This window comes from Acidovorax sp. SRB_14 (assembly GCF_012932145.1).
Lineage (GTDB): Bacteria > Pseudomonadota > Gammaproteobacteria > Burkholderiales > Burkholderiaceae_C > Simplicispira.
Genome location: NZ_MWOK01000008.1, coordinates 1 through 17,500, shown reverse-complemented (window position 1 = coordinate 17,500; position 17,500 = coordinate 1). Strand labels below are relative to the sequence as shown.

At 66.8% G+C, this 17,500-nt stretch carries 14 protein-coding genes and 1 other RNA gene; 8 read left to right on the top strand and 7 right to left on the bottom strand.

Annotated elements, in window-relative coordinates; genetic code table 11:
• Nucleotides 1-4: 4 nt before the first annotated feature.
• From pepN to B2J86_RS08060, 3 genes are all read right to left on the bottom strand, one after another.
• The gene (pepN, locus tag B2J86_RS08070; protein ID WP_173025248.1) at nt 5-2,719 is read right to left on the bottom strand and encodes an aminopeptidase N; all 2,715 of its coding nucleotides are present in this window, start codon (nt 2,717-2,719) and stop codon (nt 5-7) included.
• Nucleotides 2,720-2,736: 17 nt separating this feature from the next.
• Nucleotides 2,737-3,841 (bottom strand): peptide chain release factor 2 gene (prfB, locus tag B2J86_RS08065; protein WP_173025177.1). Its coding sequence is split into 2 segments (ribosomal slippage): nt 2,737-3,759 and nt 3,761-3,841, totalling 1,104 coding nucleotides; the frame shifts between segments, so codons are not numbered across the junction.
• A 191-nt stretch (nt 3,842-4,032) separates the two neighbouring features.
• Nucleotides 4,033-4,953 carry an alpha/beta fold hydrolase gene (locus tag B2J86_RS08060; protein WP_173025176.1) on the bottom strand — a complete coding sequence of 307 codons (921 nt, stop codon included), beginning with the start codon at nt 4,951-4,953 and terminating at the stop codon, nt 4,033-4,035.
• Between the two features lie 193 nt (nt 4,954-5,146).
• Here B2J86_RS08060 and B2J86_RS08055 point away from each other — a divergent pair, with 193 nt between their 5' ends.
• The 7 genes from B2J86_RS08055 (at nt 5,147) to plsY (ending at nt 12,981) form a co-directional block, all read left to right on the top strand.
• The gene (locus tag B2J86_RS08055; RefSeq protein WP_173025175.1) at nt 5,147-6,493 is read left to right on the top strand and encodes an ABC transporter substrate-binding protein; all 1,347 of its coding nucleotides are present in this window, start codon (nt 5,147-5,149) and stop codon (nt 6,491-6,493) included.
• Nucleotides 6,494-6,587: 94 nt separating this feature from the next.
• A complete protein-coding gene (locus B2J86_RS08050) occupies nt 6,588-8,333 on the top strand; it encodes an iron ABC transporter permease (RefSeq protein WP_254068004.1) in 1,746 nt (581 codons plus the stop codon).
• Between the two features lie 30 nt (nt 8,334-8,363).
• Entirely contained in the window at nt 8,364-9,449 is a 1,086-nt protein-coding gene (locus B2J86_RS08045; protein WP_173025246.1) for an ABC transporter ATP-binding protein, read from the top strand.
• 28 nt (nt 9,450-9,477) lie between these two features.
• Nucleotides 9,478-10,362, top strand: coding sequence for a LysR family transcriptional regulator (locus B2J86_RS08040; protein WP_169168308.1), 885 nt, complete (start codon nt 9,478-9,480; stop codon nt 10,360-10,362).
• 226 nt (nt 10,363-10,588) lie between these two features.
• Complete coding sequence (locus B2J86_RS08035; RefSeq protein WP_169168309.1) at nt 10,589-11,650, top strand: aldo/keto reductase; 1,062 nt, start codon at nt 10,589-10,591, stop codon at nt 11,648-11,650.
• Between the two features lie 71 nt (nt 11,651-11,721).
• A complete protein-coding gene (locus B2J86_RS08030) occupies nt 11,722-12,225 on the top strand; it encodes an aminoacyl-tRNA deacylase (protein ID WP_169635646.1) in 504 nt (167 codons plus the stop codon).
• Between the two features lie 81 nt (nt 12,226-12,306).
• Nucleotides 12,307-12,981 (top strand): glycerol-3-phosphate 1-O-acyltransferase PlsY, encoded by a 675-nt coding sequence (gene plsY, locus B2J86_RS08025; protein ID WP_169168311.1) that lies wholly within the window; start codon nt 12,307-12,309, stop codon nt 12,979-12,981.
• Between the two features lie 166 nt (nt 12,982-13,147).
• Here the strand turns inward: plsY and B2J86_RS08020 are convergent, their stop codons facing one another.
• From B2J86_RS08020 to B2J86_RS08005, 4 genes are all read right to left on the bottom strand, one after another.
• A complete protein-coding gene (locus B2J86_RS08020; protein ID WP_173025174.1) occupies nt 13,148-14,326 on the bottom strand; it encodes a hypothetical protein in 1,179 nt (392 codons plus the stop codon).
• Between the two features lie 312 nt (nt 14,327-14,638).
• Nucleotides 14,639-15,031, bottom strand: a complete 393-nt coding sequence (locus B2J86_RS08015) for a VOC family protein (protein WP_169170299.1) — start codon at nt 15,029-15,031, stop codon at nt 14,639-14,641.
• Nucleotides 15,032-15,602: 571 nt separating this feature from the next.
• Nucleotides 15,603-15,699: signal recognition particle sRNA small type (gene ffs / locus B2J86_RS08010), an RNA gene on the bottom strand.
• A gap of 38 nt (nt 15,700-15,737) precedes the next feature.
• The gene (locus tag B2J86_RS08005; RefSeq protein WP_169170298.1) at nt 15,738-16,292 is read right to left on the bottom strand and encodes a cytochrome b; all 555 of its coding nucleotides are present in this window, start codon (nt 16,290-16,292) and stop codon (nt 15,738-15,740) included.
• 92 nt (nt 16,293-16,384) lie between these two features.
• Here B2J86_RS08005 and dnaX point away from each other — a divergent pair.
• A partial coding sequence (gene dnaX / locus B2J86_RS08000) for a DNA polymerase III subunit gamma/tau (protein WP_173025173.1) occupies nt 16,385-17,500 on the top strand: 1,116 nt, incomplete at its 3' end.

The following is a 17,500-nucleotide window of genomic DNA, read 5'->3' as shown; positions in this document are numbered from 1 at the left end:
CAATTCATGGGGCCAGCGCGCGCGTGACGACTTCGCGCACGTCGTTGCTGAGGCCTTCGCGTGCCGCTACGCGGGCGATGGCCTCGTGCGCGGCGGTGCGCCATGGCTCGGCCAGCTTTTGCCAACGGTCGAGGGCGCGCGCCAGCCGGGCTGCCACCTGCGGGTTGATGGCGTCGAGCTCGCAGACGCGCTCGCACCAGAACACGTAGCCGGCCGCATCGGCGCGGTGGAAGGCGCCGGGGTTGCCGCTGCAGTAGCTGAAGATCACGCTGCGCGCGCGGTTCGGGTTCTTGAGCGAGAAGTCCGGGTGCTGCAGCAGCTGCTTGACCAGGGGCAGCACGTTGCCGCCGCGGTCGGGGCTGCCAGCCTGCAGCGCAAACCATTTGTCGAGCACCAGCGGCTCGTCCTTGAACAGCGCATGAAAGCGTGTGAGCGCCGGAGCGGCCAGCGCGTGGCCGCTGCCGACGAGGGCGCCCAGCGCGTTGATGCGGTCGGTCATGTTGCCTGCGTCCTTGAAGCGCTGCAGCGCCTTGCCGGGCCAGACGGCGTCGCCCGTGTGCTGCGCGGCCAGGCACAGCATGGAAAGGGCCAGGCCGGTGAGCGCGCGCCGGCCCGCGGAGACGGCATCGGGCCGGTAGGCGCCGTTGCTGTGGTGCTGCTCGTAGGCCCATTGCCAGTCGCTGTGCAGCGCCAGCGCCAGCTGCGCGCGCATGGCTTCGCGCACGGCGTGCACGCGCTGCGGATCGACCACGTCGAGCTGCTCGGCGATGTAGGTCTCGGACGGCAGTGTCAGCACCAGCTCTTTGTAGGCGGCGTCCAGGGCCGGGTCGCGCAGCACGCTGCGCAGCGCCTGCAGCACCGGCTCGTTCAGGAAGTTTTGGTCAAAAAGGCCTGCAGCGATGATGGGGTCTGCGCTGGCAGCTATGGCATTGATAGCGCAGCGCAGCACCAGGCGCTGGCCGGCCTCCCAGCGGTTGAAGGCGTCGGCGTCGTGCGCCAGCAGCGCCAGCAGATCGGCATCGCTGTAGTCCACGTCGAGGACCACCGGCGCGCTGAAGTGGCGCAGCAGCGAGGGCACCGGGGCGCTGTCGATGTGGGTGAAGACCAGCGTCTGGCTCGGTTCGGACAGCACGACGGTGCGCGAGGTGGCGCCCGCAGCGTCTTCGCCGGCCAGTTGCAGGGGCAGGGTGCTGCCGTCCTGCGCCAGCAGGCCGAGTTCGACCGGGATGACAAACGGCTCCTTCACCGGCTGGCCCGGCGTGGGCGCGCAGCTTTGCGCCAGTGTGAGCGTGTAGGTGCGTGCCGCGCCGTCGTACCGGCCCGTGGCGCGCACGCGCGGCGTGCCGGCCTGGCTGTACCAGCGCTTGAACTGCGGCAGCAGGCGCGCCAGCTCGCTCGCCGGGTTGGCGTCGGCAATCGCGGCCGCGAAATCGTCGCAGGTCACGGCCTGGCCGTCGTGGCGCTCGAAGTACAGCTTCATGCCGCGCGCAAAGCCTTCGCGCCCGACCAGCGTGTGCATCATGCGCACCACTTCCGCACCCTTTTCGTAGATCGTGACGGTGTAGAAGTTGTTGATCTCGACGTAGCTGTCGGGGCGCACCGGGTGCGCCATCGGGCCGGCGTCCTCGGGGAACTGGGCGGTGCGCAGCACGCGCACGTCTTCGATGCGCTTGACGGCGCGGGCCGACGGGCTGCCGGCCATGTCCATGCTGAACTCTTGATCGCGGAAGACCGTCAGGCCCTCCTTGAGGCTCAGCTGGAACCAGTCGCGGCAGGTGATGCGGTTGCCGGTCCAGTTGTGGAAGTACTCGTGCCCGACCACGCTCTCAATGTTGGCGAAGTCGGTGTCGGTCGCGGTGGATTCACTCGCCAGCACGTACTTCGTGTTGAAGATGTTCAGGCCCTTGTTTTCCATCGCGCCCATGTTGAAGTCGCTGGTGGCGACGATCATGAAGCGCTCCAGATCAAGCGACAGGCCAAAGCGCGCCTCGTCCCAGGCGACGCTGGCCATCAGCGAGTTCATCGCGTGTTCGGTCTTGCCCAGGTCGCCAGGGCGCACGTAGACCTCTAGAAGATGCTCGTTTCCGGCACGCGAGGTGATGCGCTGCTGGCGCGCCACCAGCTTGCCCGCGACCAGCGCGAACAGGTAGCTCGGCTTCTTGTGCGGGTCGACCCACTTGGCAAAGTGGCGCCCGCCTTCCAGGTCGCCGTGCTCGACCAGGTTGCCGTTGGACAGCAGCACCGGGTACTGCGCCTTGTCGGCGCGCAGCACCACGCTGTAGCTGGCCATGACGTCGGGACGGTCGAGGAAGTAGGTGATGCGGCGAAACCCTTCGGCCTCGCATTGTGTGAAGAACGTGCCCTGGCTGACGTACAGGCCCGACAGCTGCGTGTTCTTGTCCGGGCAGCAGGTGGTGAAGATCTCCAGGTCGAACGGCGCGTCGCCCTCGGGCAGGTTCTCGAGCACCAGCTGGCCTGCGTCCATCTTGAACGAGGTGCCCGCGCCGTTGACCAGCACGCGCGAGAGATTGAGGTCTTCCCCGTCCAGGCGCAACGCTTGCGCGGGCACCTCCGGGTTGCGGCGCAGGCGCATCTTGTTGAGCACCCGCGTTTTGGCGGGATCGAGGTCGAACGCCAGGTCCACGGTGTCGATCCACCAGGCCGGTGCCTGGTAGTCGCTCCGCAGGATCGCGGTGGCTGGCGCCTGTCCGTCACGCATTGGCAACATGGTTCTCCTTATATGCCTTGCTTGAGCGAGGCTTCGATGAAGGCGTCGAGATCGCCGTCCAGCACTTTCTGCGTGGCGGAGATTTCGACGTTCGTGCGCAGGTCTTTGATGCGGCTGTTGTCGAGCACGTACGAGCGGATCTGGTGGCCCCAGCCGACGTCGGTCTTGGTGTCCTCGAGCTTTTGGGCCTCTTCCTGGCGTTTGCGCATCTCGAAGTCGTAGAGCTTGGAGCGCAGGCGCTGCCAGGCGATGTCGCGGTTGCCGTGCTGGCTGCGGCCGTCCTGGCACTGCACCACGATGCCGGTGGGGATGTGCGTCAGGCGCACCGCCGAGTCGGTCTTGTTGATGTGCTGGCCGCCCGCGCCCGAGGCGCGGTAGGTGTCGGTGCGCACGTCCGACGGGTTGATGTCGATCTGGATCGAGTCGTCGATCTCGGGGTAGACGAACACGCTGGCAAAGCTCGTGTGGCGCCCGCCCGAGCTGTCGAACGGGCTCTTGCGCACCAGGCGGTGCACGCCGGTCTCGGTGCGCAGCAGGCCGTAGGCGTACTCGCCCTCGATGTGGATGGTCGCGCCCTTGATGCCGGCCACGTCGCCGGGAGTCTCGTCGTCGACCGTGGTCTTGAAGCCCTTGCGCTCGGCGTAGCGCAGGTACTGGCGCAGCAGCATGCCGGCCCAGTCGCAGGCCTCGGTGCCGCCGGCGCCGGCCTGGATGTCGAGGTAGCAGTTGAGCGGGTCGGCCTCGTTGCGGAACATGCGTCGGAACTCCAGCTCCTCGATCTCGGGCTGCAGCTTGGCGGCTTCCTGGGCGATGGCCAGCAGGTCGGCGTCGTTGCCTTCCTCCACGCTCATCTCATAGAGCTCGGTGTTGTCGGCCAGCTCGCGCGTCAGGCGCTCGAGCGTGAGCACCACGCCGTCGAGCGACTTCTTTTCCTTGCCCAGTTCCTGGGCCTTCTTCGGGTCGTTCCAGACGGCCGGGTCTTCGAGCGAGGCGTTTACCGTGCGCAGGCGTTCAAATTTGGCATCGTAGTCAAAGATACCCCCGTAACTCTTGCGTGCGCTCGGACAGGTCGATGAGGGTGTTGCCGATCTGGTTGATGTGTTCTGCGTCCATGGTGCTGTCCTGTGTGTTCGGTGAAATAGACCGCGATTTTCTCATGGACCCGGCGTGGCGGCCTCCAGCGGCCCCGATCTCCGTGAAAGCGCGGCTGCCAGCCCGGTTGCCGGCGGGTGCTGGCATCGCGTATAGCAAAAAGAATAGCTACATGCGCAGGCCCACTAAGCGCTGGAGGCCGATTGGACTGCTTATCCGCGCAAAAACTCCTCGATCAGCGCGGCCACGGCCTGCGGCTGGTCGTGGTGCAGCATGTGGCCGGCATCCTGCACCACGGCGCAGCGGCAGTCGGACACGGACTCCAGGCGCTCGTGGTACTCGGCCAGCGTGTACCTGTGTTTCCACCACTGGCCCAGGCTGTCGTCGCTGGCCTTGATGGCCAGCGTGGGCGCGGTGATGGCGCGGTAGAGGGCCAGCGCCTCGTCCACGCGGTAGAGCTGCGCGCTGGTGACCTTGTGCGCCGGGTCGCCGAGGATGTCCCAGCGCCCCTGCGCGTTGGGCCGCGCCCAGTGCTGCGCCAGCCACGCGGCCTTGTCGGCGCGCAGGCGCGGGTTGGTTTTCATGAGGCGCTGCGCCACGCCGGTGGCGCTGTCGTAGCCCTTGAGCGCCAGTTCGCCGCGCTGCAGGCTCTTGAGCTCGTCCATCCACTGCGCGTAGCGCTGCGGCGCCTTCGACGGCTGCGTGGCCGGCATGCCAAAGCCCTCCAGGTTGACCAGCCGGCGCACGCGCCCGGGGCGCACGCCGGCGTACATCATGGCGACGTTGCCGCCCATGCTGTGGCCCACGAGGTCGATGGCCTGGCCGGGCGCGCAATGATCCAGCAGCTGGTCCAGGTCGGCCAGGTAGTCGGCAAAGACATAGTGGTCGGTGCCCGCCGGCGGCTCGGTCAGGCCGAAACCACGCCAGTCGGGCGCGATGATCTCCCGCCCTGCGGCAAACGCCGGCGAGAGCGCATCGACCACGAACTGGTACGACGCCCCCACGTCCATCCAGCCGTGCACCAGCACCAGCGGCGCCGCGCCCGCCCGGGGCGTGCCCCAGCGCCGGACGTGGTAGCGCAGCGAGCGGATCGGAACAAATTCAGAGCGGGAGGGGCGTGTGGCTTGGTACATGGCGCGGATTATTCTGGCTTGCGGCGTGCCCCGTCAGTCAAGGCAGGGACAAGGCGCGGCGCGCGGGGCGGGGCGTCAGGGATAACCCGTGCGCTCCTGTCGCTGATGCGCTCCATCACGAACAATGATTGGTCTTTGCCGCGCAGCCGCCCTAGAGTCGGCCGCCTCTGCCATACAACTCCAGGAGACAGCCATGCAACCACGCAGAAGAAACCAGCGATTCCTTGCGGCCGTGGCCGCCGGCCTTTGGGCCGCGCTCGGCGTGCTGCCCGGCGCCCAGGCCGGCACCGTGACGGTGCTGACCTCGTTCCCGAAGGAACTCACGACCGCGTACCAGAAGGCCTTCGAGGCGCAGAACCCCGGCATCAAGCTCGAGATCCTGAACAAGAACACCACGGCGGCGATCGCCTATGTGCGCGAGCTGGCCGAGGGCCAGCGGCCCGACGTGATGTGGGCCTCGGCCCCCGATGCCTTCGAGGTGCTGGCGCGCAACAAGCTGCTGCAGGCCGCACCCGAGACCGTGAACAAGGCCGCACCCGCCAAGATCGGCAACTACCCGCTCAACGACCCCAACGGCCTGTACTACGGCCAGGCGCTGGCCGGCTACGGGATCATGTGGAACACGCGCTACCTGCAGGCCCACAAGCTCGCCGCCCCCAAGGAGTGGAGTGACCTGACGCGGCCCGAATACTTCGGCCACATCGCGATCTCGTCGCCGTCGCGCTCGGGCACCACGCAACTCACGGTCGAGACCATCCTGCAGGGCGAGGGCTGGGACAAGGGCTGGTCGCAGCTGCTGGCCATGATGGGCAACGCCGCCGCCGTGACCGACCGCAGCTTTGCCGTGCCCGACGGCGTGAACAACGGCCAGTACGGCATCGGCATCGTGATCGACTTCTTCGGCCTGGCGGGCAAGTACTCGGGCTACCCGGTCGACTTCGCCTACCCCAGCATGACGGCCGTGGTGCCGGCCAACATCGGCCTGATCGCCGGCGGCAAGAACCCCGACGAGGCCAAGAAGTTCATGGCCTTCAGCATGTCGGCCGCGGGCCAGCAGCTGCTGTTCGACCCGAAGATCAGCCGCCTGCCGATCCTGCCGTACAACCTGCTCAAGGCGCCGGCCGGCTACCCCGTGCCGCAGGACGTGGCCAAGCGCGCCAAGGTGCAGTTCGACGCCAACCTGTCGGAAGCGCGCTACCAGGTCGTCACCAGCCTGTTCGACCAGATGGTGACCTTCCGCCTGAAGGAGCTGCAGGCCGCGACCAAGGCGATTCAGGACGCGGAAAAGGCGCTGAAAGCCAAGCCCAACGCCCAAGGCAGCGCCCTGGTGCGCCAGGCGCGCGACGTCGCCTATGCGCCGCTGGTGGGCGCGGACAATGTCCGGAACGAGGAGTTCCTGGAGCTGTTCCGCAAGAACCGGCGCGACGTCGCGGTCTCGAAGCAGCTTACCGGCCTCGAGCAGCTCTGGGCCACCAAGGCGCGAGACAACTACGAGCGCGCCACCAAGCTCGCCAGCGACGCGCGCGCGCTGACCAAGTAAGTCCGCCGGCCACCGGCCTCGCCCTGCGCTGCCGTGGCCGACCGCTGCGGCGTGGCGCGGCGCGGCCGAGTGCGCCTTGATGAAAGCCTGACCCATGACTGCTGTTCTTTCGCAGCCCCGCCTGCCGGGGCGCCCCACCGCTGTGCCCCGCCCGTGGCGCCTGGCCGCCAGTGCCGGGCCGTGGCTGGCCTTCGCGCTGATCCTGGCGTTTCTGCTGCTGTTCCTGGTCGTGCCGGTGGGCCTGGTGGTCTACACCGCGTTCATCAACGAAACCGGCGGCCTCACGCTCGGGCACTTCGGCAACTTCTTCGCGCAGGACGTGTTCCGCGAGTCGTTCTTCAACAGCTTGTGCGTGTCGCTGGCCAGCGTGTTCTTTGCCAGCCTGATCGCGGTGCCGCTGGCGTACCTCACGGTGCGTTTCGAGTTCCGCGGCGCGCTGCTGATCCAGACGCTCGGCGTGCTGCCGCTGATCATGCCGCCGTTCGTTGGCGCGGTGGCGCTGCAGCTGATCTTCGGGCGCAACGGCTCGGTGAACCTGTTGCTCAACGACTGGTTCGGCTTCACGGTGCCGATCATGGACGGGCTGGTCGGCGTGACCTTTGTCGAGAGCATCCACTACTTCCCGTTCATCCTGCTGAACCTCGTGGCCGCGATGCGCAACATCGATGGCGCGATGGAGGAGTCGGCGCTGAACCTGGGCGCGCGCGGCTGGCGGCTGTTCCGGCGCGTGATCTTTCCGCTGGCGATGCCGGGGTATCTGGCCGGCGCGGCGCTGGTGTTCGTCAAGGTGTTCGACGACCTGGGCACGCCGCTGGTGATGGGCGTGACCAACATGCTGGCGCCGCAGGCCTACCTGCGCATCACGTCCGTGGGCATCGACGACCCGCTGGGCTACGTCATCAGCGTGATCATGATCGTGTTCTCGATCCTGGCACTGTGGATGGCCGCACGCGTGATGAAGGGCAAGGACTACGCGACGCTGCAAAAGGGCGGCAGCGCGCTGCAAAAGCGCCGCCTCTCGGGCTGGGAGTCGCTGCTGGCCTATGGCTGGATCGGCTTCGTGCTGCTCATCACGCTGGCGCCGCACATCGGCATCCTGCTGATGTCGTTTTCCAAGGTGTGGAGCTTCTCGGTGCTGCCCGACGCCTACACGCTCGAGCACTACGCCACCGTGTTCACCGATGCGGGCGGCATGATCGGCAACACGCTGCTGTACTGCCTGACCTCGGCGGGCCTGGACGTCGTCATCGGCACCGCGATTGCCTACCTGATCCTGCGCACCACGCTGCCGGCGCGCCAGTGGCTCGACTACCTGGCGTCGGCCGCGCTGGCCATTCCGGGCCTGGTGCTGGCGATTGGCTACCTGCGCATGTTCAAGGGCGTGAACCTGCCGTTCACCGACACGCCGGTCGTCACCACGGCGGTGCTGATCATGCTGGCCTATGCGGTGCGGCGACTGCCGTACGCGCTGCGCTCGTGCATGGCGGCGCTGCAGCAGGTGCACGTCTCGCTCGAAGAAGCCGCGCAGAGCCTGGGCGCCACGCGCGCCAGCACCATCCGGCGCGTGATGGTGCCGCTGATGGCGGGCGGCATCCTGGCCGGTTTCGTCACGAGTTTCATCACCGCCGCCGTCGAACTGTCGGCCACCATCCTGCTGGCCTCGGCGCAGAGCCAGGCGCCCATGAGCTACGGCATCTACCTCTACATGCAAAGCATCTCGGGCCGCGGGCCGGGCGCCGCGCTCGGCGTGCTGGCCGTGCTCGTGGTCGGCCTGGGCACATATTTTTCGCACCGCTTCGTCGAGCGCTCGCGCGCCACGGTGCAGGCCGCGCAGGCCTGAGGCAGAACACACAAAGGTCTTCCCATGCAACTGAACCAGGTCTCCCTCGAAGCCCGCCACATCAGCCTGAGCTACGGCACGACCGAAGTGCTGCGCGACGTCACTTTGACAATCGAGCCGGGCGAATTCTTCGCGCTGCTCGGCCCCTCGGGCTCGGGCAAGTCGACGCTGCTGCGGCTGATCGCCGGCTTCAACCAGCACCAGCGCGGCGAGCTGCTGGTCGATGGCCAGGACATCACCGGCACGCCGCCGCACGCGCGCAACATCGGCATGGTGTTCCAGAACTACGCGCTGTGGCCGCACATGACCGTCTGGGACAACGTCGCCTTCGGCCTGGTCGAGCGGCGCGAGAGCCGCGATGCGATCCGCCGCAAGGTCGGCGCCGTGCTCGAACTCGTCGGCCTGTCGCAGTACGCCAAGCGCCGCCCGGGCCAGCTCTCGGGCGGCCAGCAGCAGCGCGTGGCGCTGGCGCGCACCGTGGTCATCGAGCCCAAGCTGCTGCTGCTCGACGAGCCGCTGTCCAACCTCGACAAGCAGCTGCGCGTGCAGATGCGCGAGGAGCTGAAGAACCTGCAGCGCAAGCTGGGCCTGACCACCATCTTCGTCACGCACGACCAGGAGGAGGCCATGACCACGGCCGACCGCATGGCCGTGCTCGACAAGGGCATCCTGCAGCAGATCGGCTCGGCGGCCGGGCTCTACGACTTTCCGCACAACCGCTTCGTGGCCGGTTTCGTCGGCACCGCCAACGTGCTCGAAGGCCGCGTCACAGCCGTGAGCGGCGAGACCGTGAGCTTCGATGTGCAGGGCCTGGGCACGCTGCGCCTGCCGCGCCCGCAGGAAGCGCCCGCCGTCGGCGCGGCGGCGCTGGCGTTCCGCCCGCACCAGGTCCACATCTGCGTGCGCGACGAGCAGGTCGATGCCTCGCGCCTGTGGCTCGACGGCCAGGTCGAGAGCGCCGAGTTCCTCGGCGAGTTCTCGCGCTACCGCGTGCGCGTGGGCGAGCTGGCGCTGATCACCGACCAGCCGCACTACGCGGGCCTGGCCATGTTTCCGCCGGGCGCGCAGGTGCAGCTGGGCATCGAGCCGACGCAGGTGCGCTTTCTGGGCAGCTGACCTGTCCGTCCGCGTTACGCTGCGCCCCATGGAGATCTACCAGCTACGTGCCTTCGTCACCGCCGCCCAGCTCGGCCACATCACGCGCACGGCCGAGGCGCTGCACCTGACGCAGCCGGCCATCAGCGCGCAGATCAAGGCGCTCGAAGAAGAGCTCGGGGTGGCGCTGTTCGACCGGCGCCCCGGGCGCATCAGCCTCACGCGCGCGGGCGAGGCGCTGCTGCCCGAGGCTGAGCAGGTGCTCACGGCCGCCGGCCACCTGCTGGGCAAGGCGCGCGACCTGCAGGGCGAGGTGACCGGCACGCTGACGCTGGGCACCGTGGCCGACCCCGATTCGCTGCGCCTGGGCTCGCTGTTGGGCACGCTGGTGCGCAGCCTGCCGCTGCTGGACATCCGGACGCGCAACGCCCCGGCCGAGGCGCTGCGCGAGCAGGTGGCGGCCGGCGCGCTCCAGGGCGCGTTCTACATCGGCCCGCACATTCCGCGCGAGGTGGCGGGCCTGGCGCTGCAGACGCTGCAGTACCGCATCGCCGGGCCGTTCAGCTTTCGCCAGAAACTGCTGCACGCGGGCTGGCGCGACATTGCCGCGATGCCCTGGATTGGCGCGCCGGTGCAGCACCATGTGCAGACCCTGCTCAAGGACCTGTTTGCGCGCCAGGGCTTTACGCCGCGCCAGGTGATCGAGTCGGACGAGGTGTCGCTGCCGCAAAGCCTGGTGCGCGCCGGTGTCGGCCTGTCGCTGCTGCGCGAGGACGTGGCGCTGCCGGCCAGCGAGCGCGGCGAGATCGTGATCTGGCCGCATGCCCGCGTGGGTGCGCTGCTGAGCTTCATCTACCCGCGCGCCGCCGAGCACGACCCGGCCACCGTGGCCACGCTGTCGGCGCTGCGCACGGTGTGGGGCCTGGCGCCCTGAGGCGCCGCGGGCGCCGCGCTGTGCTACGGAAACATGAGCAGTCAGCGCTGGAATTTGTTGGGTTTCGGGGAGATTTGGTGTATGAAGTGTAGAAGGGGTCTGCGCCTGCAGCTCTCCTTTCGATAGCAATCAATCCACCGCGCCGGTCTGCCAAGCGGCGCGGGCGCCGGCAGGAATGCGCCTGCGCCCGTAAACTGGCCCGCTTCAAAACGGAGGCAACCTCAGCATGCACACCACCCGGCTCGGACAGAGCGACCTGCACGTCACCCCCATCTGCCTGGGCACCATGACTTTTGGTGAACAGGTGAGCGAAGCCGATGCCCACGCCATCCTGGCGCGCGCGCTCGAACGCGGCGTGAACTTCATCGACACGGCCGAGATGTACGCCGTGCCCGCCCGTGCCGAGACCTATGGCGCGACCGAGACCATCATCGGCAACTGGTTTGCCAAGAACCCTGGCGCACGCCAGAAGCTGGTGGTCGCGAGTAAGGTGGCCGGGCCGTCGCGCGGCATGCCGTGGATCCGCGAAGGCAGCGGCATGACAGCGGCCGACATCGTCGCCTCGTGCGACGCCAGCCTGCGCCGGCTGCAGACCGAGGTGATCGACCTCTACCAGATCCACTGGCCCGAGCGCCATGTGCCGGCCTTCGGCGCCAAGTACTACGACCCTGCCAAGGAGACTTCGCAAACGCCGATCCACGACCAGCTCGACGCGCTGGCGGGGCTGGTCAAGGCGGGCAAGGTCCGCGCCATCGGCCTGTCGAACGAGACGCCCTACGGCGTGCACGAGTTCGTGCGCCTGGCCGAGCAGCATGGCCTGCCGCGCGTCGCCTCGGTGCAAAACCCGTACTGCCTGCTCAACCGCAGTTACGAGAACGCGCTCGACGAGACCTGCCACCGCCTGGGCGTGTCGCTGCTCGCCTATTCGCCGCTGGCCTTCGGCCTGCTCACGGGCAAGTTCGACGCCAGCGGCACCACCGGCCCGGATGCGCCGAAGGGTGCACGCATGGCGCGCTACGAATCGGTGCGCAAGCAGCGCTGGGGCCGGCCCGAGGCGCTGGCGGCCGCGCGCCGCTACAACGCGCTGGCACGCGAACACGGCCTCACGCCGACGCAGATGGCCCTGGCGTTCTGCTACACCAAGTGGCAGGTGGCCAGCACCATCATCGGCGTGACCTCGCTGGCACAGCTCGACGAAGACCTCGACGCCTGGGGCACTACGCTGGCGCCTGACCTGCTGGCGGCCATCGACGCGCTCCGCGCGGAGATGCACGACCCGGCGATCTGAGCCGCCCACAGCGGTCCCATCGACCTCCAGCGCAGGCCCCGCCTGCGCTGGCAGCTATCCTTTTTAAGAACATGGCAAAAAAAGACCCCAAGGCCGGGCATGTGAGCGAGACGCCCGCGACGCAACTGCTCAAGGCGCACCGGGTGGATTTCACCGGCCACCCGTATGAATACCTGGAGCACGGCGGCGCGCTGCACAGCGCCGAGGTGCTGGGCCTGGACCCGTTCTGCGTCGTCAAGACCCTGGTCATGCAGGACCAGGACGCCAAGCCGCTGCTGGTGCTGATGCACGGCAACCGCAAGGTGTCGACCAAGAACCTGGCGCGCCAGATCGGCGCCAAGAGCGTCGAGCCCTGCACGCCCGAGGTGGCGAACCGCCACAGCGGGTACCTGGTGGGCGGCACCTCGCCGTTTGGCACGCGCCGCGCCATGCCGGTGTACATCGAAGAGAGCATCCTGGCGCTGCCGCGCATCGCCATCAACGGCGGGCGGCGCGGCTATCTGGTGCAGATCGACCCGCAGGTCTGCGTGCAGCTGCTGGGCGCCAAGCCCGTGGCCTGTGCCCTGGCCGACTAGCGCAGGCCGGGCCGGCTGGCAGAATGGCGCCGCGCTGCAGCGGCAGCCGCTGCCCGAATCAAAAAACAAGGAGAGTCACCCGTGCCCATCGTTTATTCCGCCCTGGCGGTCATTGCCGCCTATTTGCTCGGCTCGCTGTCGTTTGCCGTGATCGTGAGCCGGGCCATGGGCCTGAGCGACCCGCGCACCTTCGGCAGCAAGAACCCCGGCGCCACCAACGTGCTGCGATCGGGCAGCAAGGCGGCCGCCGTGGTGACCTTGCTGCTCGACGCGGCCAAGGGCTGGCTGCCGGTGGTGCTGGTGCGCTGGTTCGGCGCGCCGTACGGGCTCGAAGAGGGCACGCAGGCCCTGGTCGGGCTCGCGGCCTTCCTCGGCCACCTGTGGCCGGTGTTCTTCCGCTTCCAGGGCGGCAAGGGCGTGGCCACGGCGCTGGGCGTGCTGCTGGGCTTCAGCGGCTGGCTGGGGCTGGCCACGCTGGCCACCTGGGTGATCGTGGCGTTCTTCTTGCGCTATTCGTCGCTGGCCTCGCTCGCATCGGCGGTGTTTGCGCCGATGTTCTACCTGCTCGGCGGCGGCGTGGTCTGGGACGCCGAGCGCAGCATCGCCGCGGCCATCGTCGCCATGTCGGCCCTGCTGGCCTGGCGCCACAGAGAAAATATCGGACGGCTGATCCAAGGCACGGAATCGCGCCTGGGGCAGGGCAAAGCCAAAAGCGGGGACGCTGCAGATCCCAAGAAGCCCCGTGGCCGCCACTGAGGCCGGGGCGCCCATAAAAAAGCCTGCCGGGCATTGTGTCCGGCAGGCTTTTTGAGAAGAAGTTGACGAGACCTACGTTTTACGTAGTGCTCCAGAGGGGAAATGGCATTGTGCCACCCTCAGAGGAGCACACAAAGTTCACACACGAGTGACAGGCCGCCATGGGCTACGAATGGCTTGGGGCGCCGTCGATGTGGACTCTCATGCTCGGGTAGTAAGTGGTGATTGGGTTGTCAACCGCGTCCGGGTCATCCAGTGCCCGCCGAACTTGGCTCGCGATCTCGGACCGGTAGGTCTCGATCTTTGGGACGAACTCGTGCAGCCCGCTGGTGTCGATGCGTACGGTGCGAATCTGGTTCAGGTCGAAGGGGATCCGATCAGCCGCACGAACAAGCTGAACGACCGGTAATCGCACTGCATGGCGTAGGGCAAGTTCGTAGAAAACGTTTGGGTTGTGGAAAGACAGATCGGCGATGACGAGACGGGAGCGCAACAGGTATTCGATGATCTGCCTCGTGATCGTCCCGGGTTTGTCGATCATGTCTGCGCGAACCACCTTCAATCCAAACTGTTCAAGTGCCGGTTCGATCAGGGAGCCGAGGAACAGGTCGGCATGCTTACGCTGATCGCTGCCATCTTCGCCAATCGGCGTGACGTAGAAACACGTAGTCTCAAAGTGTGCTTGTTCTGTAGTGACAATCGCGTGAGTTCGCTCGCTTCGCCCGTCGACTGAGGGCGCGGCTCGCCCGCTGTGCGTCGATGAAGAGGGAGCACCCGCCACCCGGCCTAGGGTCGCTGGAAGCGAGTCAAGAAGATGATCGACCGTAATGATCCGCTCGGCGCCGGAGAGCGTCTGTAGTAAGCCAACGAAGCGGAGGTTGACGATGAAAGTGTCGACGCACTCTTCACTCATCTCGTCGGCTACGTCCACGTCTTTGGCCGCATCGATCAAGGCGGCCCGGGCGGGCAGTTTGTTAGAGACGAAGCGGGCATAGAGGCCTGCAAATGGCGCGATGTCTTCAATGGCCAGCTTGACCCGCGCCTTCGCCTGTTCGCGTGGTGCCGGGTCGGTATCCACCGCCTTCAATCCGTCGGCGGTGATCTTCAGGTGATCCGCTTGGTAGCCGCCCTCTATCAAGCCGTACTTGTTGGCGTTGACGATCAGTTGACGGCTGGGGCCGCTCTCGGGCGACTTGCCGAGATGATCAAAGACGCTAAGCCTCCGAACAGGTTGCCCACTTCCGAATGCGTAGATCGTCCTCGCGAAAGCCAGGGCTTCCTCAAACGGAGTCGCAGGAAACGGTCGTTGCGCTCGCTTCCGCTTCTCTGCGGCTGCATGCTCCACGCGTGCATTTGCAGTCGCAACGGGTCAGGGGTCTTCTTCGCACGTGCCATTTCCTATCTCCCACCTTGTTTTTGATGCTCAGGACTATGCCTGAACAAAAAACAGTTGCTCGGATATCGGGGCCTGATTGCAGCAAGTGCGTGGCAAAGCTGTGGCGCAGGGTCTGCATCGATACGAGCTTGCAAATGCCCGCCTGGGACACAGCCTTCTTGACAGCGTGCAACCTCTCTTCAAACAAATGATGGCGGCGTTCAGCGCCTGAATGTGGGTTAAGCGGCGCTTTCTGGCCGGCACCCATTGCCTGCTTTTGTCTCAGTTGCGCGGGGTAGGTTGAAGCATGCTCACTCGGTTGCCTTCTGTATCGGTGAACGATACATACTGCCCGACGCCCGGTATTTCCATAGGTTCGCCAAGCACGGAGCCTCCGGCCCGTTGCACCTGCTTCATTGCTTCGGTGATGTTGTCGACTGCGATGACAACGGACGGATGTTGTGCTGGCCAATCCGGCTTCTTGGGGAAGAAGCCGCCGTTGATTGCTCCTGGCTTCTTGGGACCCCGTTCGTCAGTCTCGGTCGTTGTTGCAAGAACATAGTTTCCCATTGCCTCGCCAAGTGCCTTGGTCTGCCAGCCAAAGGCCTGCTCATAGAACTTGGTCATGCGCGCCTGATCGTCATACGGCATCTCGAAGTGAACCACTGAGTTCATGGCGTTTCTCTTGTGTTGTGAGGGAACGAACCGAAAGTATCGCTCCGTCGGAGTTTGCGCCGCCTAACGTAATGTATCCCGCAGAATTTTGGGGATAAGCTGGACGATGCTGGAAGGCAGCTCTCACGGGCTGCGAACTGGCGGAACCGACCAATTGTTGTCAGTCGAAAACCCTGAAAGCGGTCATCCGGTCCGTCAGCAACGTCGGCCTTCAGCGAGTGGCTATGGCAGGTTGTGGTCGTCGGCGCTCGCGCTCGGCGGCCCATTGTGTCTCAAGGTCTGCGCGGATCGACAGGGCTTTGATGCATGCAACCGATTCGTCTCGGGTGCCCAGAGTCGCCCGGAAGGCGTAGCGGTCGGAGGGGCCGCGTTTGAGGTCTACCGGCTTGACGATGGTCAGGAAGAACGTCTGACGCCTGCGCGTCAGGCGGGGAATCGGTCTAGGGGGATGCCATTGTGGGTACTCCAGAGGTGTCAGGTTCACACGTCCGGAGCACATCGAATCGCGTTGAAGTCCGCGCCAGCCTTGGAGATCGCCGGTTTCAGAGGAGAAACCGAAAATCGATATGTAGTTGACGAGCCTTACCCCCGGCACTGGCTCCACAGTTAGGGCTGCTTGGTTCCCCACCTGACCCGGTTGGCCGCTTGACCATGCGGGGAGGCCCGTCAGAGCGTATTGTAAGCGATGGCGCTAGGAGCGGTGCGCTCAGCGCTGGCCCGGCAGCATGCGCGGCAGGGTGTTGTCGCGCAGCCCATAGTGGTGCAGCAGTGCGGCGGCGGTGTGCAGGCCGACGAGCACAAAGCCCACCGTGGCGCCGGTTTCGTGCAGGTCCTTGAGCCAGCGGGCCGTGTCGCGGCTCTCGGCCAGGGGCGCCAGCGGCAGGGGCACGCCCCAGGGCAAGGCCACCGGCTGGCCCTGGGCGCTCAGGCTCAGCCAGCCCAGGAGGGGCAGGCCGATCATCAAGAGGTAGAGCGCGGCGTGCACCAGGTGGGCCAGCCGCGTTTGCCAGGCGGGCGGCGCGGGCGTGATGGGCGGCGCCGTGCCCAGCGCACGCGCCAGCAGGCGCAGCCAGACCAGGCCAAAAACGGACAGACCCAGGCTGAAATGCACCGACTGGAGAAGCGCGCGCCCCGGGCTGCCCTTGGGGTAGATGCCCTTGAGTTCTATGGCCGCGACCGTGGCCGCGAGCAGCACGGCCATGAGCCAGTGCAAGGCCATGGAGGAGCGGTTGTAGCGGCGGAGGGTGGGTGGGGTGTCCATGTTCGGCTTTCCTTGTCAAGAGACCACATGGTGGCGCGGCAACATGAAGCGCCGCTGAAGGCGTGGCGTGCGCGCACATAGAATCAGCCCCCATGTCCTATCTTGTGCTGGCCCGCAAATACCGTCCCCGTAACTTTACCGAAATGGTGGGGCAGGAGCACGTGGTGCAGGCCCTCACCAACGCGCTCACGCAGCAGCGCCTGCACCACGCCTACCTGTTCACGGGGACGCGCGGCGTGGGCAAGACCACCGTGTCGCGCATTCTGGCCAAATCGCTCAACTGCCAGGGCGCCGACGGGCAGGGCGGCATCACGGCCACGCCCTGCGGCGTGTGCCAGGCCTGCCGGGACATCGACAGCGGCCGTTTTGTGGATTACACCGAGCTCGACGCGGCCTCCAACCGCGGCGTCGACGAGGTGCAGAGCCTGCTGGAGCAGGCGGTCTACAAGCCGGTGCAGGGGCGCTTCAAGGTCTTCATGATCGACGAGGTGCACATGCTCACCAACACGGCCTTCAATGCCATGCTGAAGACGCTGGAAGAGCCCCCCGAATACCTCAAGTTCGTGCTCGCGACGACCGATCCGCAGAAGGTGCCGGTCACGGTGCTGTCGCGCTGCCTGCAGTTCAACCTGCGGCCCATGGCGCCCGAGACCGTGCTCGACCACCTCACTCAGGTGCTGGCCGCCGAGCAGGTGCCTGCCGAGCCGCAGGCGCTGCGCCTGCTGTCGCGCGCCGCGCGCGGCTCGATGCGCGACGCCCTGTCGCTGACCGACCAGGCGATTGCCTTTGGCAGCGGCAAGCTTGAAGAGCCCACGGTGCGCCTGATGCTGGGCAGCGTCGACCGCTCCTACGTCTTTCGCCTGATCGACGCCCTGGCGCTGGGCGACGGCAAGACGGTGGTCGAAACCGCCGACGTGCTGCGGGTCAACGGCCTGTCTGCCGCCTCCACGCTCGAAGACATGGGCGCCGTGCTGCAGCGCATGGCCGTGCTGCAGGCCGTGCCGCAGATGGCCGATGTCGTGGATGCCAGCGACCCCGACGCGGTGGAGACCGCACGCCTGGCGGCGCTGTTGCCGGCCGACGAAACCCAGTTGCTCTACAGCATCTGCCTGCACGGGCGCGCCGAGCTGGGCCTGGCGCCCGACGAATACGCCGCGCTCACCATGGCGCTGCTGCGCCTGCTGGCCTTCAAGCCCGCCGGCGGCACG

Coding starts and splice junctions, on each gene's coding strand:
- B2J86_RS08015 (WP_169170299.1), bottom strand. CDS start 15,031: ATGAACTCAGTGGTTCACTTCGAGATGCCGTATGACGATCAGGCGCGC.
- B2J86_RS08050 (WP_254068004.1), top strand. CDS start 6,588: ATGACTGCTGTTCTTTCGCAGCCCCGCCTGCCGGGGCGCCCCACCGCT.
- B2J86_RS08040 (WP_169168308.1), top strand. CDS start 9,478: ATGGAGATCTACCAGCTACGTGCCTTCGTCACCGCCGCCCAGCTCGGC.
- B2J86_RS08060 (WP_173025176.1), bottom strand. CDS start 4,953: ATGTACCAAGCCACACGCCCCTCCCGCTCTGAATTTGTTCCGATCCGC.
- B2J86_RS08030 (WP_169635646.1), top strand. CDS start 11,722: ATGGCAAAAAAAGACCCCAAGGCCGGGCATGTGAGCGAGACGCCCGCG.
- B2J86_RS08055 (WP_173025175.1), top strand. CDS start 5,147: ATGCAACCACGCAGAAGAAACCAGCGATTCCTTGCGGCCGTGGCCGCC.
- B2J86_RS08035 (WP_169168309.1), top strand. CDS start 10,589: ATGCACACCACCCGGCTCGGACAGAGCGACCTGCACGTCACCCCCATC.
- B2J86_RS08005 (WP_169170298.1), bottom strand. CDS start 16,292: ATGGACACCCCACCCACCCTCCGCCGCTACAACCGCTCCTCCATGGCC.
- pepN (WP_173025248.1), bottom strand. CDS start 2,719: ATGCGTGACGGACAGGCGCCAGCCACCGCGATCCTGCGGAGCGACTAC.